Source organism: Kribbella sp. ALI-6-A, assembly GCF_001984195.1.
GTDB lineage: Bacteria > Actinomycetota > Actinomycetes > Propionibacteriales > Kribbellaceae > Kribbella.
The window spans coordinates 1185659-1207336 of the sequence record NZ_MTQN01000010.1; the positions used below are offsets into that span (position 1 = coordinate 1185659).

A 21678-nucleotide genomic window follows, 5' to 3' on the forward strand; every position below is an offset into this window, starting at 1 on the left:
GCCAGAGGTCGGGGCTGTGATCCATGCCGCTGGTGACACCGGTCACGAGCTGCGGACTCACAAGCACACACAGTCCTACTCTCGGGTACATGACCGCGAAGGACCGACCCTGGGTGATGCGCACGTACGCCGGCCACTCGTCGGCGGCCGAGTCCAACGCGCTGTTCCGGCGCAACCTGGCCAAGGGCCAGACCGGGCTCTCGGTCGCCTTCGACCTGCCCACGCAGACCGGCTACGACCCCGACCACCCGCTCGCGAAGGGCGAGGTCGGCAAGGTCGGCGTACCGGTCGCGCACCTGGGCGACGTCCGGGCGCTGTTCGACCAGATCCCGCTGGCGCGGATGAACACGTCGATGACGATCAACGCGACCGCGATGTGGCTGCTCGCGCTCTACCAGGTGGCCGCGCAGGAGCAGGGCGCGACGCCGGACGAGCTGACCGGGACGACGCAGAACGACATCGTCAAGGAGTACCTGTCCCGCGGGACCTACGCGTTCCCGCCGGACGCGTCGCTGCGGCTGACGACCGACCTGATCGCCTACACGGTCACCAACGTCCCGCAGTGGAACCCGATCAACATCTGCAGCTACCACCTCCAGGAGGCCGGCGCGACGCCGGTGCAGGAGCTGGCCTTCGCCCTGTCGACCGCGATCGCCGTACTGGACCGGGTGCGGGACGGCGGGCAGGTGCCGCCGGAGCGGTTCGGCGATGTGGTGCAGCGGGTCTCGTTCTTCGTCAACGCCGGGGTCCGCTTCATCGAGGAGACCTGCAAGATGCGGGCCTTCGTGAAGCTCTGGGACGAGATCACCGAGCAGCGGTACGGCGTGACGCAGGCCAAGGCCCGCCGCCTGCGGTACGGCGTCCAGGTGAACTCGCTCGGCCTGACCGAGGCGCAGCCGGAGAACAACGTGCAGCGGATCGTGCTGGAGATGCTCGGCGTCACGCTGTCGAAGAACGCGCGGGCCCGCGCAGTCCAGCTGCCGGCCTGGAACGAGGCGCTGGGCCTGCCGCGGCCGTGGGACCAGCAGTGGTCGCTCCGGATGCAGCAGGTGCTCGCCTACGAGTCGGACCTGCTCGAGTACGACGACATCTTCGACGGCTCGCACGTGATCGAGGCCAAGGTCGCCGAGCTGGTCGCCGGTGCCCGCGAGGAAATCGACCGCGTCCAGGCGATGGGCGGCGCCGTCGCCGCGGTGGAGTCCGGCTATCTGAAGCAGGCCCTGGTCGCGTCGCACGCCGAACGACGCCAGCGGATCGAGTCCGGCGAGCACGTCGTGGTCGGGGTGAACAAGTTCGAGAACACCGAGCCGTCGCCGCTGACCGCCGACCTCGACACCGCGATCCAGACCGTCGACCCGGCCGCCGAGGCCGCCGCGCTGGAGTCGCTCGAGCGGTGGCGGGCCGAGCGCGACCCCGCGGCGGTCGAGTCGGCGCTCGCCTCGTTGCGCGAGGCCGCCAAGGGAACGGACAACCTGATGCCGGCCACCCTGACCTGTGTCCGGGCCGGGGTGACGACGGGCGAGTGGGCCGGCGTACTGCGGGAGGTGTTCGGCGAGTACCGGGCGCCGACCGGGGTGTCGGGCTCGGTCGGCGTGTCCGGCGCCGGGGACGAGATCGCCGCCGTCCGGGCCAAGGTCGCGGCGACCGCGGAGGAGCTCGGCGGACGGCTGCGGTTCCTGGTCGGCAAGCCCGGCCTGGACGGCCACTCCAACGGTGCCGAGCAGGTCGCCGTGCGCGCGCGCGACGTCGGCTTCGAGGTGATCTACCAGGGCATCCGCCTGACCCCCGAGCAGATCGTCGCCGCCGCGGTCGCCGAGGACGTGCACTGCGTCGGCCTGTCGATCCTGTCCGGCTCCCACATGGAACTCGTTCCCCAGGTGGTCGCCGGGCTGCGCGACGCCGGCCTGTCCGACGTACCGGTCGTGGTCGGCGGCATCGTGCCCGACGCCGACGCCCGCGCGCTGAAGTCAGCGGGCGTCGCCGCCGTCTACACCCCGAAGGACTACGACCTGACCGGCATGATGTCCGACGTCGTCGACGTCATCCGCCACGCCAACAGCCTCTAGCCCTGGGCCTGCTTGGCGTCGATCAGGTCCTGGACGTCCTTCGGGAGGTTGGTCTCGAAGTCGATCAGCTTGACCCAGTCCGGGGTGACGGTGATCCGGACCATCTCGTCGTACAGGTCCTTCACGCCCTGGGTCCAGCCGACGTGCTGCTCGGCGGTCATCACCTTCCGGCCGGCCAGGATGTACTGCTCCGGGACGCCCTGCTCGAGCTTCAGCTCGGCGGTGCCGCGGATCAGCAGGACCTTCGGCGGGAAGCCGTTGGTGTCCAGGGTGAGCGCGACCCGGGGGTTGTGGTGCAGAGCCTTCACCTTGGCCGACTTCGGCACGGTGAAGATCTGCAGGCGCTCGCCGTCGAAGTGGAAGCCGATCGGCACCACCCGCGGGCCGCCGTCCAGGGCGACGTAGGAGAAGCGGGCCGGGGCGGGGGCGAACAGCAGTTCCTGCGCGTACGGCTTGGCCAGGATCTCGGCGATCTCGTGCTGGTTCATCGTCATGTCCTTTGTGGTCGTCGGGGTCTGACATGAGGGGGACGAAGCCGCTCGACGGCTCTCGACATCGGTAGGTTGAGAAAATGCCGGAAATCTTCGCGGTCGGGGCCGGGCAGGTCGAGGTGGGCGGCGACGGGGCGGTCGCGGCGGTGCTGCATCCGACCCGTGGGCACTCGATGCTGCTGTCGGACAGCGCCTGGCACGACCCGACGCACTACTGGGGCAAGGGCTTCGTGATCACCTCGCGCGGCAGCCACCGCTTCGACGCACCGGCCTTCACGCGGTGGCGGTCCAGCGGGATCGACCTGCTGTACCGCTTCGGCGAGCTGGAGCTGCGGGTCGGCAGGCGGTTCGGCGAGCGGTGGACCGAGACGTACGAGCTGCGCAACACCGGCTCCGACTCGGTGGAGATCGGCTCGCTCGCGATCAGTACGCCGTGGCGCGATCTCTACAGCTCCAGCCGCGAGAGCCTGCGCAGCGCCGTACACGCTCATGTCTGGACCGGTGGCGCGGACTCCTGGGTCTGGGCGGTCCCGATGGACGGCAGTGGGCCCGGTCTGGGACTGCGACTGATCGAGGGCGAGCTGTGGGCGTACTCCGTCGAGTCGCGGGACAGCGTGACCAGCAGCAACAGCCGCGGCCACCTCTACCTGCACGTCACCGACCACGCGCGTTCCCCGCACGCACTGGGTGGCCAGTCACCTGTTGTGCTGGCGCCGGGGGAGTCCTACCGGTGGACCTGGCAGCTGGAGTGGTTCGACTCGCTGGCCGACTTCCGCGCGAGCTGGACGCCGCTGGTCGAGGCGCCGGTGCTCACTGCGCTGGTGGGCGAGTCGCTCGCGCTGGAACTGGCCGATGGCGTCACCGGCCCTTCGACAGTGACCTCCGCGGAGCCAGGCGTCCAGTACGTCGACGTGACCGACGGCAAGGTCAGCTCCCGGGTCGGTCTGCTCTTCCACGAGCCGCTGCGGGAGATCGTCGAACGCCGGGTGCGCTTCGTCCTCGACCACCAGCGCCCGGTCGAGCTGAGCGACAGCCGCCGCTTCGCGTTCGTCCCGTACGACGCTCAGACGGGCCTGCGCCTGCTGTCCGGCGGCTGGCGTGACTGGTCCGACGCGCGGGAGCGGATCGGCACGGCCCTGCTGCTCCAGGAGGCGCGCGACCGTGGCTGGTGCGACCGAGCCGAGCTGGACGAGGCACTCGCCGGCTACCAGCAGTTCGTATTGGAGCATCTGGTCGCCGCCGACGGCACGGTCGCCGACGACAGCCTGCACGAGAGCCGGACCCGGCTCTACAACTTCCCCTGGTTCGCCCGCTTCCTGCTCGGCCAGGGCGACACCGCCGGGGCGGTCCGCATCATCGACCGGTACTACGCGCTCGGCGGCGAGCACTTCCTCGCCTTCGACCTCGGCCCGCTGCTGCGCTCGCTGGCTGCCACGACCGATACCGCGACCGCGGCCCGGATGCGCGAGCACCTGGCCCGGCACGCTGCCGCGTTCATCGAGTACGGCGACGACCTGCCGCCGCACGAGGTCAACTACGAGCAGTCGATGGTCGCACCCCTGCTGGAGCTCCTGCTGGCGGCGTACGAGGAGGGGGCGGTCGAGCTCGCGGAGCTGACTCGTCGCCTGCCGTGGCTGACCGCGTTCGCAGCCGACCAGCCCGACGTACGGCTGCGGCACATCCCGATCCGGCACTGGGACGGCTACTGGTTCGGCCTGCTCCGGCTCTGGGGCGACGTGTTCCCGCACTACTGGTCCGTGCTCAGTGCGGCCGTCTACCTGTCCTGGCCGGACGAGCACCTCCGCCCCGCAGGCGAGGCGATCCTCAGGGCCAACCTGGCCAACTTCCACCAGGACGGCACTGCCACCTGCGCCTTCGTCTACCCCAGTGCCGTCAACAACCTTTCCGCCCACGTCGCCGACCCGCTCGCCAACGACCAGGACTGGGCGCTCGTCTACGCGCTGCGGCTAGGACTCGACGACGCCCGCTCGCCCGCGTCGTGGTGGGCAACGGAGGCGATCGGCCGGCTCGGGCCTCGTCAGCACCCCGGCGTGGATAGCCTGCCGCAACGAGACTCTGCGACTGTTGAGGAGATCTGATGCGAGACCACGCTGCTCTGGCCCGAGAGGTGATCGACGCGAATCTCTACCTGGCCCTCGGTACGGCGGACGCCGACGGCAAGCCCTGGGTCAGTCCGGTGTACTTCGTGCCGGACGAGTACCGGCGCTTCTACTGGGCCTCCTCGCCCACCACCCGGCACTCGCAGAACCTCGCTGTCCGCTCCGCCGTGAGCCTGGCGATCTTCGACTCGTCGGTGGCGGTCGGCAAGGCCCAGGCCGTGTACGTCGAGGCGACGGCGGCGCAGGTGCCCGATGACGAGCTGGAGCCGGCTGCCGCGATCTACAACAGCCGGCTCGACGAGGGCCGCGGGTTCGAGCTCGACGAACTGCGTGGCGACGGCCTGTTCCGGCTGTACCGCGCGACCGCGACGGAGCACTCCGTCCTGATCCGCGGTGGCGACCCGGAGTACGGGACCGGCGCCGACTCCCGCCTGGTCATCTCCCTGGACTGACGCTCAGCCCAGCTCGGGCAGGAGCTTGCGGAAGCTGTCCATCAGGTAGCGGTGCAGGCTGGTTCCGTACGAGATCCGAGTCGCGCCGGCCGCGACGAGCTCGGCGCAGGTCGGCCCGTCCGGCGTCGCATGCGCGTTGAGCGGCCCGCCGATGCCCTCCTTCAGTTCGGCGATCGACTCCACCGGCGCGAGGATCGGGTAGACGCAGTCCGCTCCGGCCCTGCGATAAGCCCGGCCGCGGGTGATCGCGTCCGCCACCGTGCCGCCCTGCACGAAGGTGTCGATGCGGGCGTTGACGACCAGATCCGCTCCAGCAGCTGCCCGCACCTCGGCCAGGTAGTCGGCCTGCCGCTCCGGCTCGGTCAGACCGTCGCTGGTCGAGTCCTCCAGGTTGCAGCCGGCCGCTCCGGTCTCCAGCAACCGCTCCACGAACTCCTGCGGGCTCAGCCCGTACCCGGCCTCCATGTCCGCGGTCACCGGTACGTCGACCGCCCGGACCACCCGGGCGACCGCGGCGAACATCTCGGCCGCCGGGGTCAGCTGGCCGTCGTCGTACCCGATGACTCGGGCGACCGCGCCACTGCTGGTCGCGACCGCCGGGAAGCCCGCCTCGGCGACGAGGCGGGCGCTGACCGGGTCCCAGGCGTTCGGCAGCACCAGTGGGGTGTCGCCGTGGTGCAGGGCACGCAGCGTCTCTGCTCGACTCATCAGGCCTCAGCTCGGGGAGTAGTGGCCGGGCTCGAGGCGTCCGGTGACGCCGATCCGGTTCCACGCGTTGATGGTGATGATCAGGCTGATCAGCTGGGCCAGTTCCTTGTCGCCGAACTGCTCGGCGGCCGCGTCGTACACCTCGTCGGGCACGTGGTCCACGCTGATCAGCGTGATCGCCTCGGTCAGCGCCAGCGCGGCCTGCTCCTGCGCGGTGAAGAACTTGCCGGCCTCCCGCCAGGCGGCGACCAGGTGGAGCCGCTGCTCGGTCTCACCCTCGTGCCGGGCGTCCAGCGTGTGCATGTCGAGGCAGTAGACGCAGCCGTTCAGCTGCGAGGCGCGGATCCGCACCAGGTGGGCCAGCAGTGGGTCCAGCCCGTGCGCGGACTCGGCGTCCAGGGCGATCATCGCCCGGTAGAACTCGGGGGCCAGCGAGGCCACCTTCACCCGTCGTCGTGTCGTTGTGCTCATGCCGACCACGCTATCCGCGCACCGGCCCAGGAGTATGGTCCACTTCTATGACAGCGCGACGGGCCAATTCCGACGAGCCGCCAGAAGCGGGGGCGGATCTGCATTTGGATCTGACCGGAAGCCGCGGCCGGGCCGACCTGGTCGCCGCGCTGCACAGCTCGATCCGGAGCGGCCGGCTGGTGCCCGGGACCAGGCTGCCGTCGTCCCGCACGCTGGCGAAGGACCTCGGCATAGCGCGGAATACCGTCGCGGACGCCTACGGGCAACTGGTCGCGGAAGGCTGGCTGACGGCCCGCCAGGGCTCCGGCACCGTGGTCGCCGGCCGTCCGAGCGCGGTACCGCCCGCGCCTGCGCCGATCACCAGGCCCAGGAGTTCGGACGTCCGCTACGACCTCAGGCCCGGTTCACCCGACCTCGCCACCTTCCCGCGCGGCGAGTGGCTCGCGGCTGCCCGCAAGGCGTTGTCGTCGGCACCCAACGACGCCTTCGGGTACGGCGACCCGCGCGGCCGCCCCGAGCTGCGCCGGATGCTCGCCGACTACCTGGCCAGAGCGCGCGGTGTGCACGCCGACCCGGAGCGCATCCTGGTCTGCTCCGGCTACGTCCAGGCGCTCAACCTGCTCAGCGAAGCCTTGCGCGACCAGGGCGCCACCACGGTCGCGGTCGAGGAGTTCGGCTACAACCTGCACTGGGACGTGATCAGGACCCGCGGGCTGACTCCGGTCCCGATCCCGGTCGACGAGTACGGCGTACGGACGGACCAGCTGACCGGTCAGGCCGTCCTGCTCACCCCCGCTCACCAGATGCCGACAGGAGTGCCTCTGGCGCCGGATCGGCGTACGGCGGCGGTGCAGTGGGCTCGGGAGACCGGTGCGGTCCTGATCGAGGATGACTACGACGGTGAGTTCCGCTACGACCGGCAGACGGTCGGCGCGCTGCAGACGCTGGACCCGGAGCGAGTCGTCTACACCGGTACGGCAAGCAAGAGCCTCGCGCCCGGGCTTCGGCTGGCTTGGATGGTCGCGCCGCAGCACCTGATGGAGCCACTGCTCGCCGCGAAGCGCACCGCCGACCTGCAGACCGCCACGCTCGATCAGCTGATCCTGGCGGAGTACATCGAGTCCGGCCACTACGACCGGCACGTACGGCGGTCCCGGCTGCACTACCGGCGTCGCCGCGACCGCCTGGTCGAGCTGCTCGACGTCCGCGCGCCCGGCGTACGGGTCGCCGGCATCTCGGCTGGTCTGCACGTTCTGCTCGACGTACCGGGGGACGCGCAGGACATGGTCGACCGGGCGGCCCGGCAGCGACTAGGGCTGGCGCATCTGAACACGTACCACTTCCACGGCGCTTCGACCCGCGAGGCCCTGGTCGTGGGCTACGGGACGCCGCCGGACCACTCGTACTCCGGCGCGCTCGACCTGCTGTGCCAAGTGCTCGGCGTCTAAGCGTTCTTGACCAAGGCAAGCACTTCGTCGGCGCAGCCCCAGGAGAGCGTGACCCCCGAGCCGCCGTGGCCGTAGCAGTGCACAACGGTCTGCTCGCCGACGCGGACGCTCTCGCAGCGGACTGCCGGTCGCGCCGGGCGCAGTCCGACCCGGTGCTTGATGATCTTGGCCTGGCGCAGTTCGGGAACGTGAACTGCCGCCCGGTCGAGGATCGCCTGGGCCGTGTCCGGCCGGATGCTCAGGTCCCAGCTGTCGGGCTGGCTGGTGCCCCCGATGACGATGTCGTTGGACCGCGGTACGACGTACGTGAGGTCGGACGGGCTCTGGTCGGCGATCAGCCAGTCGGTCAGGCCGAACTGTTCGACAGTGAGCACCTGGCCGCGGACCGGCGTGACGGTTGGGTCCCCGGCGGTGAGCCGGGCGCCGAGTCCCGCACAGTTCACGACGACGTCAGCCGAGTTCGGCAGGCCCGACAGGGCTGCGCGCGTGAGCGACCCGCCGGCTGCTTCCAGCCGCTTGACCAGGTACTGCAGGTAGAGCGGCATCTCGACCACCGGGGTGGTGAACGACCAGCCGTCCTTGAACCCCCGCGGCGGTGACCCGACCCGCGCGAAGTCGCCGAGCACGTCGGCCCAGTAGGGGACCGGCCGCGACTCGGTCAGGAACTCCCGGCCGTGCCGCAGCCGCACCGAAGGCACCGATGCGGCGAGCTCCACCAGTTCGGCGTACGTCGTGCGCGCCCAGCCGGCGATGCGGTCCGGCGGTGCGGAGAGGAACGGGTACCAGATCGCGGCCGCCACCGCCGACGTCGTTTCCAGCGGCAGGTCGCGCGCGAACACGCCCACGTCGTACCCGGCCTCGGCCAGCCGCACCGCCGCGCTCAGCCCGATCACGCCGGCACCCACCACGATCACGCGCATCCACAGATTGTCACCCGTTCACCTCCGTCCCGCCAGTCACAGCGATGTCGCCGAACCACAGCACTAATACGATTGGCTGTTGACAAAGATTCGCTAGGCCGCATCATAATCATCCGACGACGCCCCGCCGGGGTGCGACCAGTGGGGATCGAGGAGGCGCCGGGATGAACGCGGTGAGGCCGAAGCAGCGCGACGACCGGCGGACGGGGTGGCTGTTCCTGCTGCCGGTGATGCTCGGCTTCGCGGTCTTCTACGCCTATCCGACCGTGCGGGGGATCTGGTACTCGCTGACCGACTTCAGCCTGCTCAACGACCCGGCGTACGTGGGTGCGGAGAACTACCGGCACCTGATCGACGACGACCAGTTCTGGAACGCGCTGAAGGTCACGGCGTACTACGTCGTGCTGAACATCGTCTCCCAGACCGCGCTCGCGCTGGGGCTCGCGGCGTTGATGCACCGCCTGACCCGTTCGGTCGTGCTGCGGGCGGCGCTGCTGGTGCCCTGGCTGGTTCCGAACGTGACGATCGGCCTGCTGTGGGCCTGGCTGCTCGATCCGGACCTCGGCTTCGTCAACCACCTGCTGCGCGGCGTCGGCCTGGACACCACGCTGTCGTTCAACTCGCCGTTCTGGGCGATGCCATTGGTTGCCCTGGTCAACAGTTGGGCCTACACCGGCTACACCGCGCTGCTGCTGTACGCCGGGATGCTGCAGGTCCCGCAGCACCTGTACGAGAGCGCGTCGATCGACGGCGCGGGCGAGCTGCGGATGTTCCGCTCGATCACGCTGCCGCTGCTGCGGCCGGTGCTCGCGCTCGTGCTGGTGGTGTCGCTGATCGGCTCGTTCCAGATCTTCGACACCGTCGCGGTCGTCTACGGCGGCAAGGCGCCGATCCCGGAGACCCGCGTCATCTACTACTACATCTACCAGCAGGCCTTCACCTACTTCCACATGGGCTACGCCGCGGCCGTGGCGATGGTGCTCGTGGTCGTGCTCGGCCTGCTGACCGTCCTCCAGATGCGGATGCTGCGCGCGTCCCGCTCGGACCTGGCCTGAGGAGTCGCATGTTCTCCGGATCGAAGATCGGCCGAGCCGCCGCCTGGCTCGCTCTGGCCACCGCACTCGTGCTCACCGTCTTCCCGTTCTACTGGATGGTCCGTACGGCGCTCACGCCCGCCGCCGCCCTCTACGACGGAACCACCTCGCTGTGGCCGCAGGGCGCCACCTTGATCAACTTCCGCCGGGTGCTCGGACTGGTCGGTCCCGAGGAGGCCCGCGCCGCCGGCGGATCGGGTGCCCACATCAACTTCCTGCGGTACACGCTGAACTCCGTGGTCTACAGCGGGCTGATCGCGACCGTGCAGACCTTCTGCTGCGCGATGGCCGGTTACGCGTTCGCGCGGCTGCGCTTCCCCGGCCGCGACCTGGCCTTCGGCATCATCATCGCCGCGCTGATGGTGCCGCCGATCTTCACGCTGCTGCCGAACTTCGTCCTGGCCAAGCAGCTGGGCCTGCTGAACACGATTCCGGGCCTGGTGCTGCCCAGCCTGCTGATGACGCCGTTCGCGGTGTTCTTCCTGCGCCAGTTCTTCCTGTCGATCCCGCGCGAGGTGGAAGAGGCCGCGATGCTCGAGGGAGTCGGCCCGTGGGGGATGTTCTGGCGGATCGTGCTTCCGATGAGCCGCGGCCCGCTGATCACCATCGCCCTGACCACCGTCGTCTGGAGCTGGAAGGACTACCTGTGGCCGCTGCTGGTCGGCAAGGGGGAGGACACCCGGGTCCTGACCGTGGGGCTCGGCGTGTTTCTCCAGCAGTCCCCGAACCGGGCGCCTGACTGGACGGGCCTGATGGCCGGATCGGTGCTGTCCGTAGTCCCGGTGCTCCTGCTGCTGATCTTCCTCGGCAAGCGGCTGGTGGAGTCGCTGAACTTCTCCGGCCTCAAGTGAGGGTGGGGCGCCCCGGGGTCGGGGCGCCCCACTTGTCAGGTGATGGTGAGCTTGTCGATGTCGGGTGCCCACCCGGTCGGGTTGGCGATCGTGATGGTGTTGTTGCCGGCAACGAGCGGGACGGTGAGACTTCGGGTGCCGACCGTGTTCCAGTCAGCGGTGGCCGGGAAGTCGACGCTGGTCGCCGTTCCGCCGTTGACCTTGACGGTCGCCGTCCGGGCCACCGCGGACAGGTACGACAGCGTCAGCGTGCGGTTCCCCGCGGTCGCGCTGCTCACGGTGGTGAAGACCAGCGTCGCGCCGTTGCCGACGTACCCGACCTTGGCGCCGCCCGAGCAACCGGAGCAGCTCGCGACGACCGCCCCGCCGGTGAGGGTGTTGGCCGGGTTCTCGGCCTCGACCGTGGTGGCGCCGGCCGCGGAGCCGACGGTGATCGAACCGAGGCCGAGCCAGCCGTCGGCGTTCTGGGTGGCGTTGGCGAACCGCAGTTTCTTCGCGTTCGCGTTGACCGTCTCCAGCGGGTTCTTCACCCGCAGGACGAGCTGGTAGCCGGCGTTGGCGACGCCGGACAGGTTGACGGTCGTGTCGAAGTACTGCGCGTACCCGAAGTCGCGGTACGTCGGGTCGGCGCCGACGCCCCAGTCGGGAAAGGCCCGGATCTTGCGGGGCATCACGGTGCGCAGATCCCAGGGGGTGTCCCAGGTCTTGACGACCGTACCGGCGCTGTTCTTCAGGCCGAGCGTCACCGTCCACGGGTAGTAGAACGGCGCCACCCCGTCGTTGCTGATCTGTACGCCGATCTTGGCGGTGCCGGACACGGTGTTCGGGTAGTAGGCGTTGGTGACGCCGAGGTTGTAGCCCATCAGCCGGACGGCGGCCGCGACGTTCGGGTCGGTCGGGCTGTAGTTGGCGCTCTGCTCGTTCATCTTCCAGGTGGCGTGCTCCAGCTCGATGCACGCCTTCATGTTGTCCACCTGACCCGAGCCGCCCGGCCAGTAGTTGAACGCCTGGGACTGGATCTCCGGCCGGACCTCACCGCCCATCGAGTTGGTGATCCACTTGTTCTCCACGCCCTGCTCGAGGGCCCGCTGCAGCTGGGAGTAGCTCGCACCGCCGAGCGACGCCGGCAGCGTCACCCCGGCGAGCGGACTGCCTTCGCGGTAGCAGAACGAGTCGTCGTGGTAGCCGATGTTCAGGTTCTTCGCCCCGGCGCCACCAGCGCCGGGGTACCGGACCTCCAGCTTGGTGGTGTTGAACGCGTTGTCGAAGGCCTGCAGGATTTCGGTGCCGTGGGCATCGGTCGGCATGTAGTTCGGATAGCCGTCCGCGGTGTCGGTGTCGTACGGCCAGGTGTGCCACTCACCCCACAGGCCGATCAGGCCGGTGTGGATGAACCCGATCCGCGGATCCCCGTCGTACCGGGCGCCGAACGCGGCGATGAAGTTCTTGACAGCGGTCAGCAGGTAGGCGTTGTCGTAGTCGGGACTGGTGGTGTTCCAGTACGCGTTGTTGCGGTAGGCAACGTGACCGTCGAAGCAGCGCGGGATCGCGTTGGCGGGATGGGTGCCGGAGCCACCCGGGTACTCCATGTAGAACCGCATCGCGACCTGGTTGCCGTACGTCGCGCTCTCGTTCAGGGCCTGGTCGACCAGCGACCAGTCGTACGAACCGCAGTTCGAGGCGTTGGTCATGATCTCCGACAGCCCGAAGTACGTCCAGGTCAGCGAGTGCGGATAGCCCTGGTTCTGGTTGCTGCCGGGGGAGTAGAAGCGCGCGAACCCCTTCAGCGGGTTGTCGATCGGGCCCGGCGCGGCGGTGAGTGGGTGGACGGTGAGGGACGGGTCGGGGCTCGCGGGAGCCGCGGGCCTGGGCGGCGGACCTTGCGGGGCGGCGGCGACGGGTGCCGTCGACGGCAGCGTCAGCAGTGCCCCGAGGGCCAGAGCGACAGCAGCGCGGCAGGACCGCGCGAGGAGGGATGGCATGGGCGGTGACCTCCGGTGGTGAGGTGGATGAATCCCCCGCTGGGTGGACGGACCAGGTCAGGAGATCCTGGTCCGGCCGAGCGTGAGCCAGCCGGGCACGGTGGTGTCCTGGCCGGCAGTGGCGAAGCGCAGCGGCAGGCCGCCTCGCATCGGGTTGGCGGCCCGCAGCACCAACGTGTAGTCGCCCTTGCGCAGGCCGGCGGTGCGAAGGGCCGTGCTGAGCTCGACCGGTGCGCCGGGCTTGATGCCGCTCAGCTTCCACGGCGTCGTCCAGGTGCGGGCGATCCGGCCGTCGCGGCCGACGGCGGCGACCTGCAGCGGCCAGTCGTAGTAGAACGGGGCGACGCCGTCGTTCTGGATCCGGACGGAGACGTCCAGGCTGCGGCGCTGGTGGCTGGTCCGCACCGCGGCGACACGCAGCTCGTAGCCGATCGACTTGGCGGCGGCCAAGGCGTTGTCGTAGGTGGTGCCCGTGTAGCCGGGGCTGAAGGCGTAGTGGTTGAGCAGCCAGGACACGTGGGTCTGGGTGACGCCGTCGGCGAAGTTGTTGTCGCCGTCACCGCCGCACTGCATCGGTACGGCGAACAGGCAGCCCTGCAGCTCCGGGCGGAGCTCACCGCCGATCGGTGCCTTCAGCCACTTGCCGGTGGTCCCCGCCTGCTGCATCAGGTCCATGAAGTGCCAGCCGGGCCCCGGCAGGGTGGAGTAGGCGAAGGAGTCGTCGTGGTAGCCCAGGTCGAGCGCCGCGTTGTCGGTGCTCGGGTAGCGGACCATCAGCTTGGTCTTGTCGAAGGCCTGGTCGTACGCCTTCAGCACCCTGAGCTGCTGGGCCTGGGAGGCGAACCAGTTCTCCGTGCCGGGATCGCCGTTGTGCGGCCACGTGTGCCACTCACCCCAGAAGCCGAGCAGGCCGAGCTGGATGAATCCCGCCCGAGGATCGCCGTCGTACCGCTTGCCGAGCGCCGCGATGAACGTGTCGAGCGCCGCGGCCAGCCGGGGGTCGTCGTAGTCGGGTGACACGCTGAGGCCGTGGTTGTCGAAGTCGTCGTACGGGCGGGTCAGCAGTCCCTGGTCCAGCAGGAACTGCGGGATGCCGCTGGGCTTGGCCGGGTAGTCGAGGTAGAAGCGGAACGCCGCCTGGTGGCCGCGGGCGGCGATGGCGTTCAGCTGGTCCTCGAGCGGTTTCCAGTCGAAGCGGTCGGGACCGGTCATCACCGCGTTCAGCGGCAGGTAGAACCACTCCATCGAGTGCGGGAACGTCGAGTAGCTGCCCGCGTAGGGGATGAAGCCCTTCAGGGGATTGGCGTCCGGCGCCGCCGCGGCCGGCAACGCTCGCCAGCCGTCGTCGGGTGGGCCGGCGGCCGAGGACGAGGCCGGCAGCACGAGCGCGACCGCGGTCAATGCCGCGACGACAGCTGTCCGGGCCCGGCGGGAGAGCGGTGAAAGGACCATCGAAGCCTCCAGGATGTGCCAGGGTTTACGATCTGCCCTTGACAAATTTTCGATGCGCCACATCATTATTCGAGACAGCCGACCGTGGCAAGAGGTCAGCCCGGTCCCGCGCCAGATCCAGGAGAGGCACTCGATGATCAAGAGGAAGCAGGTCGGAGCGGCCTTGCTGAGCGGCTTGTTGGCGGCCACCGCACTCACCGCCTGCAGCGACTCGACGGGCGGCGACGGGGCCTCCGACGGCCCGGTCACGCTCGACTACTGGCTCTGGGACGACAACCAGCAGGCGTCGTACCAGGCCTGTGCGGACGCGTTCCACACCGCCAACCCGAACATCACGGTCAAGATCACCCAGACGGCGTGGGCGCAGTACTGGCAGAACCTGACCACGCAGCTGGCCGCTGGTGACGCGCCCGACGTGTGGACCAACCAGGTCTCGTACTACCCGCAGTTCGTCTCCAGCCAGCAGATCCTCGACATCCAGCCGAACGTCGAGGCCGACAAGGTCGACCTCGGCCAGTACCAGGACGGTCTGGCCGACCTGTGGACCAAGGACGGCAAGCGCTACGGGCTGCCGAAGGACTGGGACACCGAGGCGATCGTCTACAACAGCCAGATGCTGGCCAAGCAGGGCATCAAGCCCGCGGACCTGGCGAACCTGACCTGGAACCCCAACGACGGCGGGACGTTCGAGCAGACCATCGCGAAGCTGACCGTCGACGCGAACGGCCGCAACGGGCTCGACCCCGCCTTCGACAAGACCAAGGTCAAGGTCTACGGCTACCAGCCGGAGTGGAACGACGGCTCGCAGGGACAGAACGGCTGGGGTGAACTGGCGGCCGCCAACGGGTTCACGTACCTGGACAAGAACCCGTGGGGCACGCAGTACAAGTACGACGATCCCAAGCTGGTCGAGACGATCGGCTGGTACAAGGCGCTGACGGACAAAGGCTACGCGCCGAGGTTCGACAAGCAGTCGACGCTCGGCATCGACGCGGTGATGAACGCGGGCAAGGCGGCGCTGACGATCGCCGGCTCCTGGACGATCAACACCTACCTGGGCGCCGACGCCAAGCAGAAGTTCGCGCTCGCGCCGCTGCCGGTCGGTCCGGTCGGGCAGCGCAAGAGCGCGATCAACGGCCTCTCGGACGCGATCTGGGCCGGCACCGAGCACAAGGACGCCGCCTGGAAGTGGGTGAAGTACCTGGGCTCGGCCGACTGCCAGAATCTGGTCGCGGGCAACGCCGTGGTCTTCCCGGCGATCAAATCCGCGACCGACAAGGCGCTGGCCGCCCACAAGGCCAAGGGCCGCGACGTGCGGGTCTACGTCGACTACACCAAAACTCCCGGCGGCACGTTCCTGCTGCCGATCACTGATCACGGCACCGAGATCAGCCAGATCGTGCAGGATGCCATGCAGTCGGTCATTCTCGGCCAGGCCGAACCCGCTGTGGCGCTGACGAAGGCGAACCAGCAGGTCAACGACCTGTTCCGCTGACCGATCCGACCCCGAAACCGTTCGGCGGGCCCGCACCGGCTGTCCCGCCGAACGGTCACTGCTGCTTCAAGGAGATCCATGCCTCTGCTCGTCGACCTGGCCGACCGTGTGCTCGCGGTGGAGCTGACCGGTTCCGAGCCCCCCGAGTCCGTGCCCGGCGGTCTGGTCCTGCCGCCGGGCCGGGTCGCGATCCTGCACGGCCTCGGCGACGCGCTGTTCTACCGCCACGGCCAGAACTCCTGGAGCCCGTGCGGCTGGCGGCGGCTCAGCGAGGCCCCGCTGCGCATCGCCAGTCCCGAGCGCCGCCTCACCGCCGACGACACCACCTGGGACGACCCGGCCCGGCACCACTCGTCGGCGGTGGCCGCGCTGCAAGGCGCCGACGGCCAGGTGCTGCTGCTCGGTTCGCTCGGGCTCGGGACCCCGCGCCTGAGCGCCGACCAGGACACCCTCGCCGGCTGGTGCGAGGTCGACGGCGCGCCCTGGTTCCTTGCCTACGGCCCCGAACAGGACGTCTTCACCCAGTACGCCGAACAGCTGGCCGCCCGGCTCGGCAGCAGCGACCGGCGGGCCGGCAACGTGTGGTGCACCTGGTACGCGTACTACGAGGGCATCACCGAACAGCTGCTGAACAAGGATATCGCCGCGCTCGCCGACCTGCCGTTCGACGTACTGCAGGTCGACGACGGCTGGCAGCAGGCCGTCGGGGACTGGCAGCCCAACGACAAGTTCCCCTCCGGGATGCGAGCGTTGACCGAGCGGATCACTGGCGCCGGGATGAGTCCCGGGCTGTGGCTGGCGCCGTTCATCGTGCTGCCGACGTCTTCGATCGCGCGCGAGCATCCCGAGTTCGTGCTGCGGGACGAGGCCGGGGATCCGGTGGTGGCCGGGCACAACTGGGGGACAGGGTACTGGGCGCTGGACCTCACGCACTCCGGCGTACAGGCTCATCTGGCGGAGTTGATCCACCGGGTGGTGCACGAGTGGGGCTTCCGGTATCTCAAGCTCGACTTCATCAACGCGGGCGCCATGCCCGGCGTACGGGAGTCGGGGGTGCATCGGGAACAGGCCTACCGGGACGCGCTCGCGATGATCCGGAAGGTGGCGGGACCCGACGTCTACCTGCTGGCCAGTGGTGGTCTGCTGCTGCCTTCGCTCGGACTGGTCGACGGGATGCGCAGCGGCCCGGACGTCGCGCCGCTGTGGACCAACTACGCCAGCGAGGACCCCTCGGACGCGATGGCCTACAACGCGCTGGTGAACACGTTGCACCGGTTGTGGCAGGCGCCGCTGGTCGAGGTCGACCCCGATGTCGTGTACTTCCGCAGCCGGCTCAACCTGCTGACCGAGACCCAGATGAGCTGGTTGCAGGACCTGGCCGCGATCTGCGGGTTCAAGGCGGTGTCCGACCCGCCGTCCTGGCTGATGCCCGAGGAGCTCGAGCGCATGGTCACCTACCTGTCGAAGCGGCCCGAGATCGTCCGGAACGGCCGGTACGGGTTCAGCATCGACGGGCGACCGGTCGACTTCACCGCCGCGCTGAACCGGGGACAGCAGTATCCGATCTCGTGAGTAGCGCTAAAATTTCGCTTCAATGAAGCGTAAGGGGGAGTTCGGGGTGACCGGTACGGCCGCGTCCGGAGCCGATGTCAGCACGCTCCGCGAGCTCAACTCGATCAGTATCGTGCGGGCGATGCGTGGGCAGCCGCCGGCCACGGTCACCGAGCTGGCCAGCCGCACCGGCCTGTCCCGCCCCGGGGCGGACGTCGTCGTCCGCGGGCTGGTCACCGACGGCTGGGTGAAGATCGTCGAGCCGGACGGCAGCAGCGTCGGCCGCCCGGCCCGGCGCTACCGCTTCAACGCCGACGCCGGGCACGTGCTCGGCGTCGACGTCGGCGGCCACAAGATCCTCGTGCTGCTCGCCGACCTCGAGGGACAGGTCGTGCACAGCCACCGGCTGCCGGTCGAGCCCGACGCCGACCCGGGCGCGCGGCTGAAAGCCGTCGACACCGCCATCAGCCAGTGCCTGGCCGCCGTGAAGATGCGGCCCGAGCAGATCTGGGCCGTGACGGTCGGGGTGACCGGCCCGGTCGACGCCACCGGCCGGACCACTCTGTTCACCCCGCTGCCGGGCTGGGCCAGCGTCTCTCCGGCCGAGCACCTCGCCGCCCGGTTCAGCTGCCCGATCCTGGTCGAGAACGACTGCAAGCTCGCCGCCGTCGCCGAACGCTGGAAGGGCGCGGCGCAGGACGCCGACGACATCGTCTACATCCTGGCCGGCATGCGCACCGGAGCGGGCCTCATCCTCGACGGCACGCTGCGGCGCGGCCACGGCGGCGCCGCCGGTGAGATCGGCGCGCTCAAGGCGGTCCGCTGGTTGTCCGCTCCGTCCCACATCGAGAACTGCCCGGGCGTACCTGCCGACATCCATCCCGACGACAAGGCCGCCTGGGTCTTCAACCAGGCGCGCGAAGGCGATCGCGACGCGAAGACCGCGCTGCGCCGCTACGTGAAGGACCTCGCCGTCGGCGCCGCGGCCCTCGTGCTGACGCTCGACCCGCAGGTCGTCGTGCTCGGCGGTGGCTACTCGCGCTCCGCGGACCTGATCATCGACCCGCTCGCGCAGGAGCTGGGCCGGTTGTGCCTGCGCGTTCCGGAGATCCGGGCTTCCAGCCTGGGCGCCGACAGCGTGGCTCTCGGTGCGCTGCGCGTCGCCCTGGATCAGATCGACGCGCAGCTGTTCACCGACGGGATGCCTGCGCCGCTGACTGCCTCGTCCTGACGGCCTTCGTCAGTGCAGGTCGACGGCCAGTGAGTAGAGCCGGGTGATCTGGGTGGCGCCGTCGTTGTCGTCGGACAGCAAGTAGAGCTGGCGACGGCCGCCGGGCAGGTAGCCACCGAGCGCGAGGGCCTCGACGTTGTCCAGCAGCGGGTTGGGCTGCGGCTGCTTGGCGACCGCGCCGGACGGCGGGCAGTCGACCAGGTCGAACAGCAGCTTCTTCTGGACGAAGTCCTTCGCCGGGGCGCTCGCGATCGATTCACGCCCGCTGACGTCCGGAGCGTGCTTCGTGGAGACCGAGAAAACCCGGATGGTGTTGCCGACACCCGCGACGAAGGCGCGCTCCATCGACACGAGCCGGTCGCGGCCGACGACCGCCAGCTCGACGAGGTTCAGGCCGGGGTCGGTCTTGTAGGCGAGCTGTCCGACCGGCTTGTACGCGTGGCCCGGCAGGCCGGCGTACCGGAGGATGCGGTTGCGGCTCCGTCCGTCGGCATCGATGCCGTCAGGGGTGAGCGCGCCCTCCATGCCGGCGTACAGGGACAGGCCGTCGGGGCTGACGGCAAGCGACTCAAAGGTCTGGTTGGTGGCAGCCTGGCCCGCCGGTGCGACCAGGAAGCGCGACGGCACCGGCAGTTCGCCGATCTGCCGGCCGTCGGAGAGGCGGAAGCGGCGGATCGACGGCTCGCGCTCCGACGTGGCGAGGATGGTCCGCGCGCCGCGCTCGACGACCAGGCCCTCGCCGTCGAAGTCAGCACCCGTGTACGGCGTACCGTCGGGGCGGCGCAGGATCGTCATCCCGTCGACGGCGACCGTGGGTTTGCTGCTGATCCGCAGGTCGAAGACGCGGGCCGGGGACGTCTGGACGTTGTCGACGAGCGCGACGGCGTGGCCCGGGCGGGTCACGTTCAGCGCGGACAGGCCGGAGACCTTCTGGCCGGCGTACGTGGTCTTGTCCAGGCTGTCGGTGAAGCCGAGGAACCGCGCGTCGGGAGAGCAGTTCGCCGAGCCGCCGCCGTCGCCGGGCCGGCTGCTCGCCACCGCGGGTCCGGCGGCGGTCAGGGTTGCGGTCAGCGCGGCGACGGTGGCCGCCGCGGCGAGTGGAGCCTGCCAGCGCATGGAAATCCTTCCGAAGTCGGTCGTCTAGGGTCCTGATCGAAACCTAGACGACCGAACAACGGATGAACGGCTGCGGCTGCAGCTTCCTGCAGCCTGGCGACTACTCGACAGTGACCGACTTCGCCAGGTTGCGCGGCTTGTCGACGTCGTGGCCGAGCGCGACCGACGCGTGGTAGGCCAGCAGTTGCAGCGGGATCGTGAGCAGGATCGGGTCCAGCTCGGGCTCGTTCTTCGGCACCCGGATGACCGCGGCCGCGCCGTCCGGGATCTCGACGCCGGGGTGCGTCACGACGTACAGCGGGCCGGACCGGGCGGCGATCTCGTGCAGCGCGCCGATGTTGCGGTCCAGCAGCTCGTCGTCCGGCACGATCGCGACGGTCGGAACGTCCGGCGAGATCAGTGCCAGCGGGCCGTGCTTGAGCTCGGAGGTCTGGTACGCCTCGGCGTGCCGGTAGGAGATCTCCTTGAGCTTCTGCGCTCCCTCGCGGGCGACCGGGTAGCCGCGGGTCCGGCCGACGAAGAACAGGCTCTCGTGCTGCGACAGGCGGCCGGCGATCTCGGCCAGCTCCGGCTCGGTGTCGACGATCGCCTGGATCTGTGCCGGGATCTTCTTCAGCCCGTCGATCAGCCGCCGGCCGTCGGCGGGGGAGACGTCGCGGATCCGGCCCAGGTGGATGCCGAGCATCGCGAACCCGACCGCCATGTTGGTCAGCGCCTTGGTCGAGGCGACCGACACCTCCGGACCGGCGTGCAGGTAGACGCCGCCGTCCACCTCACGGGCGATGCTGGAGCCGACCGCGTTGACCAGGCCGATCACCCGGCCGCCCTTGCGCTTGAGCTCCTGGACGGCGACCAGGGTGTCCAGCGTCTCGCCGGACTGGCTGACCGCGACGTACAAGGTGTCCCGCTCGACGACCGGGTTGCGGTAGCGGAACTCCGAGGCCGGCTCGGCGTCGGCGGGGATCCGGGCGACCTCCTCGATGAACTGGGCGCCGAGCTGCCCGGCGTAGTACGCCGAACCGCAGCCGAGGATCTTGACCCGCTTGATCTCGCGGGCCTCCCGGGCGTCCATGTTCAGGCCGCCCAGGTGCACGGCGTGGAAGCGCTCGTCGAGCCGGCCGCGGATCACCCGCTGCACCGCCTCGGGCTGCTCGTGGATCTCCTTGACCATGAAGTGCTCGTGCGCGCCGCGCTCGAACTCCTCGGCGTCCCACTCGACCGTCTTCTCGGTCTTGGTGGTGGTCCGGGAGTCCTGGGTGAAGGTGCGGTAGCCGTCGGCGCGGACGGTGGCCAGCTCGCCGTCGTCCAGGTAGACGACCTGACGGGTGTAGCGGATCAGCGCGGCGGCGTCGGAGGCGACGTGCATCTCGCCGTCACCGACACCGAGGATCAGCGGGCTGCCGTTGCGGGCGACCACGATCCGGTCGGGGAAGTCCAGGTCGATCACGGCGATGCCGTAGGTGCCCTCGATCCGGCGCAGCGCGGCCAGCACCTTGTCCTCGAGCGTCTCGCCCTCGGACTGCTCGATCAGGTGCGCGAGCACCTCGGTGTCGGTGTCGGAGCGCAGCTTGACTCCGGCGTCCTCCAGCTGGGCGCGCAGCACGCCGGCGTTGTCGAAGATGCCGTTGTGCACGACCGCGATCCGCTGGTCGGCGCTCACGTGCGGGTGCGCGTTGTCCTTGCTCGGGCCGCCGTGGGTGGCCCAGCGGGTGTGGCCGATGCCGAGCTTGCCGCCGAACCGCTTCGGCAGCGAGGCCTCCAGCTCCCGGACGCGGCCGGCGTCCTTGTGGACCTTCAGCTCGCTGGAGCCGACCACGGCGACACCTGCCGAGTCGTAGCCGCGGTACTCCAGCCGGGCCAGACCGTCCACGAGGATGGGCGCGGCCGGCTTGCTGCCGACGTACCCGACGATTCCGCACATGGGATGGGGTTCCTTTCGCTGTTGGTCAGCCGTAGACGATCCGTCGTAGCTGCCGGGCAGAGAGTTCAGGGGAGCGGACCGGCCAGTGCCGCAGCTCGTCGGCGAGCCGGGCGAAGATCTCGTCGTTGCGCGCGCCGTAGGTCTGCAGCTCGCGGTGCCGGCGCCGGACGTACTCCTCGGTGGTCTCGGTGAAGTACGCGAGCACGTCGGCGACCACCCGCCGGGCGTCGTCGGTGCTCAGGCCGGTGGTCCGGCTGACCTGGTCGACCAGCTCGTCGCTCGGCTGCGTCACCTCACTCATCACCCGGA

Annotated in this window: 18 protein-coding genes; 9 read left to right on the plus strand and 9 right to left on the minus strand. The window is 69.8% G+C overall.

Features of this window, described 5'->3' with window-relative positions; genetic code table 11:
• Positions 1 to 89 precede the first annotated feature (89 nt).
• Positions 90 to 2066: a protein meaA gene (locus BWI15_RS20005; protein ID WP_077015878.1), complete on the plus strand. Its 1977-nt coding sequence runs from the start codon at positions 90 to 92 to the stop codon at positions 2064 to 2066.
• On the opposite strand, the gene BWI15_RS20010 is transcribed toward BWI15_RS20005, so the two are convergent.
• Positions 2063 to 2554, minus strand: a complete 492-nt coding sequence (locus BWI15_RS20010; protein WP_077015879.1) for a pyridoxamine 5'-phosphate oxidase family protein — start codon at positions 2552 to 2554, stop codon at positions 2063 to 2065. The genes BWI15_RS20005 and BWI15_RS20010 overlap by 4 nt on opposite strands.
• Before the next feature lie 83 nt (positions 2555 to 2637).
• Between BWI15_RS20010 and BWI15_RS20015 the strand changes: the two genes are divergently transcribed.
• Together BWI15_RS20015 and BWI15_RS20020 are read left to right on the plus strand one after the other, a co-directional pair.
• Positions 2638 to 4656 carry a hypothetical protein gene (locus tag BWI15_RS20015; RefSeq protein ID WP_237771363.1) on the plus strand — a complete coding sequence of 673 codons (2019 nt, stop codon included), beginning with the start codon at positions 2638 to 2640 and terminating at the stop codon, positions 4654 to 4656.
• Positions 4656 to 5129 (plus strand): pyridoxamine 5'-phosphate oxidase family protein, encoded by a 474-nt coding sequence (locus BWI15_RS20020; protein WP_077015880.1) that lies wholly within the window; start codon positions 4656 to 4658, stop codon positions 5127 to 5129. Before BWI15_RS20015 ends, BWI15_RS20020 begins: the two co-directional genes overlap by 1 nt.
• Positions 5130 to 5132: 3 nt before the next feature.
• Here BWI15_RS20020 and BWI15_RS20025 read toward each other — a convergent pair whose 3' ends face one another.
• A complete protein-coding gene (locus BWI15_RS20025) occupies positions 5133 to 5837 on the minus strand; it encodes an isocitrate lyase/PEP mutase family protein (RefSeq protein ID WP_077015881.1) in 705 nt (234 codons plus the stop codon).
• 6 nt (positions 5838 to 5843) lie between these two features.
• Entirely contained in the window at positions 5844 to 6308 is a 465-nt protein-coding gene (locus BWI15_RS20030) for a carboxymuconolactone decarboxylase family protein (protein WP_077016117.1), read from the minus strand.
• 47 nt (positions 6309 to 6355) lie between these two features.
• On the opposite strand from BWI15_RS20030, the gene pdxR reads away from it, so the two are divergent.
• Positions 6356 to 7756 (plus strand): MocR-like pyridoxine biosynthesis transcription factor PdxR, encoded by a 1401-nt coding sequence (gene pdxR / locus BWI15_RS20035; RefSeq protein ID WP_077015882.1) that lies wholly within the window; start codon positions 6356 to 6358, stop codon positions 7754 to 7756.
• Here pdxR and BWI15_RS20040 read toward each other — a convergent pair.
• Positions 7753 to 8676, minus strand: coding sequence for an FAD-dependent oxidoreductase (locus BWI15_RS20040; RefSeq protein ID WP_077015883.1), 924 nt, complete (start codon positions 8674 to 8676; stop codon positions 7753 to 7755). The two genes, pdxR and BWI15_RS20040, sit on opposite strands and share 4 nt — an antisense overlap.
• A gap of 164 nt (positions 8677 to 8840) precedes the next feature.
• On the opposite strand from BWI15_RS20040, the gene BWI15_RS20045 reads away from it, so the two are divergent.
• Complete coding sequence (locus BWI15_RS20045; protein WP_077015884.1) at positions 8841 to 9731, plus strand: carbohydrate ABC transporter permease; 891 nt, start codon at positions 8841 to 8843, stop codon at positions 9729 to 9731.
• A gap of 8 nt (positions 9732 to 9739) precedes the next feature.
• A complete protein-coding gene (locus tag BWI15_RS20050; RefSeq protein ID WP_077015885.1) occupies positions 9740 to 10621 on the plus strand; it encodes a carbohydrate ABC transporter permease in 882 nt (293 codons plus the stop codon).
• Positions 10622 to 10656: 35 nt separating this feature from the next.
• Here BWI15_RS20050 and BWI15_RS20055 read toward each other — a convergent pair whose 3' ends face one another.
• Positions 10657 to 12603, minus strand: coding sequence for a DUF4832 domain-containing protein (locus tag BWI15_RS20055; RefSeq protein WP_077015886.1), 1947 nt, complete (start codon positions 12601 to 12603; stop codon positions 10657 to 10659).
• Positions 12604 to 12660: 57 nt separating this feature from the next.
• A complete protein-coding gene (locus tag BWI15_RS20060) occupies positions 12661 to 14055 on the minus strand; it encodes a DUF4832 domain-containing protein (RefSeq protein WP_077015887.1) in 1395 nt (464 codons plus the stop codon).
• 133 nt (positions 14056 to 14188) lie between these two features.
• Here BWI15_RS20060 and BWI15_RS20065 point away from each other — a divergent pair, with 133 nt between their 5' ends.
• From BWI15_RS20065 to BWI15_RS20075, 3 genes are all read left to right on the plus strand, one after another.
• A complete protein-coding gene (locus tag BWI15_RS20065; RefSeq protein WP_077015888.1) occupies positions 14189 to 15550 on the plus strand; it encodes an ABC transporter substrate-binding protein in 1362 nt (453 codons plus the stop codon).
• A gap of 78 nt (positions 15551 to 15628) precedes the next feature.
• Positions 15629 to 17122 (plus strand): glycoside hydrolase family 36 protein, encoded by a 1494-nt coding sequence (locus tag BWI15_RS20070; protein WP_077015889.1) that lies wholly within the window; start codon positions 15629 to 15631, stop codon positions 17120 to 17122.
• A 22-nt stretch (positions 17123 to 17144) separates the two neighbouring features.
• Positions 17145 to 18332 carry an ROK family transcriptional regulator gene (locus BWI15_RS20075; protein WP_077015890.1) on the plus strand — a complete coding sequence of 396 codons (1188 nt, stop codon included), beginning with the start codon at positions 17145 to 17147 and terminating at the stop codon, positions 18330 to 18332.
• A 9-nt stretch (positions 18333 to 18341) separates the two neighbouring features.
• Here BWI15_RS20075 and BWI15_RS20080 read toward each other — a convergent pair whose 3' ends face one another.
• The 3 genes from BWI15_RS20080 to BWI15_RS20090 form a co-directional block, all read right to left on the minus strand.
• On the minus strand, positions 18342 to 19448 hold the full coding sequence (locus tag BWI15_RS20080) for an esterase-like activity of phytase family protein (RefSeq protein ID WP_077015891.1): 1107 nt from the start codon (positions 19446 to 19448) through the stop codon (positions 18342 to 18344).
• A gap of 100 nt (positions 19449 to 19548) precedes the next feature.
• On the minus strand, positions 19549 to 21369 hold the full coding sequence (gene glmS, locus BWI15_RS20085; protein WP_077015892.1) for a glutamine--fructose-6-phosphate transaminase (isomerizing): 1821 nt from the start codon (positions 21367 to 21369) through the stop codon (positions 19549 to 19551).
• Between the two features lie 25 nt (positions 21370 to 21394).
• Positions 21395 to 21670 (minus strand): hypothetical protein, encoded by a 276-nt coding sequence (locus BWI15_RS20090; protein WP_077015893.1) that lies wholly within the window; start codon positions 21668 to 21670, stop codon positions 21395 to 21397.
• Between the last annotated feature and the right edge of the window lie 8 nt (positions 21671 to 21678).

Excerpts from the sequence above, each read along its gene's own strand:
- BWI15_RS20005 (WP_077015878.1), top strand. The coding sequence starts at position 90 with ATGACCGCGAAGGACCGACCCTGGGTGATGCGCACGTACGCCGGCCAC.
- BWI15_RS20010 (WP_077015879.1), bottom strand. The coding sequence starts at position 2,554 with ATGAACCAGCACGAGATCGCCGAGATCCTGGCCAAGCCGTACGCGCAG.
- BWI15_RS20015 (WP_237771363.1), top strand. The coding sequence starts at position 2,638 with ATGCCGGAAATCTTCGCGGTCGGGGCCGGGCAGGTCGAGGTGGGCGGC.
- BWI15_RS20020 (WP_077015880.1), top strand. The coding sequence starts at position 4,656 with ATGCGAGACCACGCTGCTCTGGCCCGAGAGGTGATCGACGCGAATCTC.
- BWI15_RS20025 (WP_077015881.1), bottom strand. The coding sequence starts at position 5,837 with ATGAGTCGAGCAGAGACGCTGCGTGCCCTGCACCACGGCGACACCCCA.
- BWI15_RS20030 (WP_077016117.1), bottom strand. The coding sequence starts at position 6,308 with ATGAGCACAACGACACGACGACGGGTGAAGGTGGCCTCGCTGGCCCCC.
- pdxR (WP_077015882.1), top strand. The coding sequence starts at position 6,356 with ATGACAGCGCGACGGGCCAATTCCGACGAGCCGCCAGAAGCGGGGGCG.
- BWI15_RS20040 (WP_077015883.1), bottom strand. The coding sequence starts at position 8,676 with ATGCGCGTGATCGTGGTGGGTGCCGGCGTGATCGGGCTGAGCGCGGCG.
- BWI15_RS20045 (WP_077015884.1), top strand. The coding sequence starts at position 8,841 with ATGAACGCGGTGAGGCCGAAGCAGCGCGACGACCGGCGGACGGGGTGG.
- BWI15_RS20050 (WP_077015885.1), top strand. The coding sequence starts at position 9,740 with ATGTTCTCCGGATCGAAGATCGGCCGAGCCGCCGCCTGGCTCGCTCTG.
- BWI15_RS20055 (WP_077015886.1), bottom strand. The coding sequence starts at position 12,603 with ATGCCATCCCTCCTCGCGCGGTCCTGCCGCGCTGCTGTCGCTCTGGCC.
- BWI15_RS20060 (WP_077015887.1), bottom strand. The coding sequence starts at position 14,055 with ATGGTCCTTTCACCGCTCTCCCGCCGGGCCCGGACAGCTGTCGTCGCG.
- BWI15_RS20065 (WP_077015888.1), top strand. The coding sequence starts at position 14,189 with ATGATCAAGAGGAAGCAGGTCGGAGCGGCCTTGCTGAGCGGCTTGTTG.
- BWI15_RS20070 (WP_077015889.1), top strand. The coding sequence starts at position 15,629 with ATGCCTCTGCTCGTCGACCTGGCCGACCGTGTGCTCGCGGTGGAGCTG.
- BWI15_RS20075 (WP_077015890.1), top strand. The coding sequence starts at position 17,145 with ATGAAGCGTAAGGGGGAGTTCGGGGTGACCGGTACGGCCGCGTCCGGA.
- BWI15_RS20080 (WP_077015891.1), bottom strand. The coding sequence starts at position 19,448 with ATGCGCTGGCAGGCTCCACTCGCCGCGGCGGCCACCGTCGCCGCGCTG.
- glmS (WP_077015892.1), bottom strand. The coding sequence starts at position 21,369 with ATGTGCGGAATCGTCGGGTACGTCGGCAGCAAGCCGGCCGCGCCCATC.
- BWI15_RS20090 (WP_077015893.1), bottom strand. The coding sequence starts at position 21,670 with ATGAGTGAGGTGACGCAGCCGAGCGACGAGCTGGTCGACCAGGTCAGC.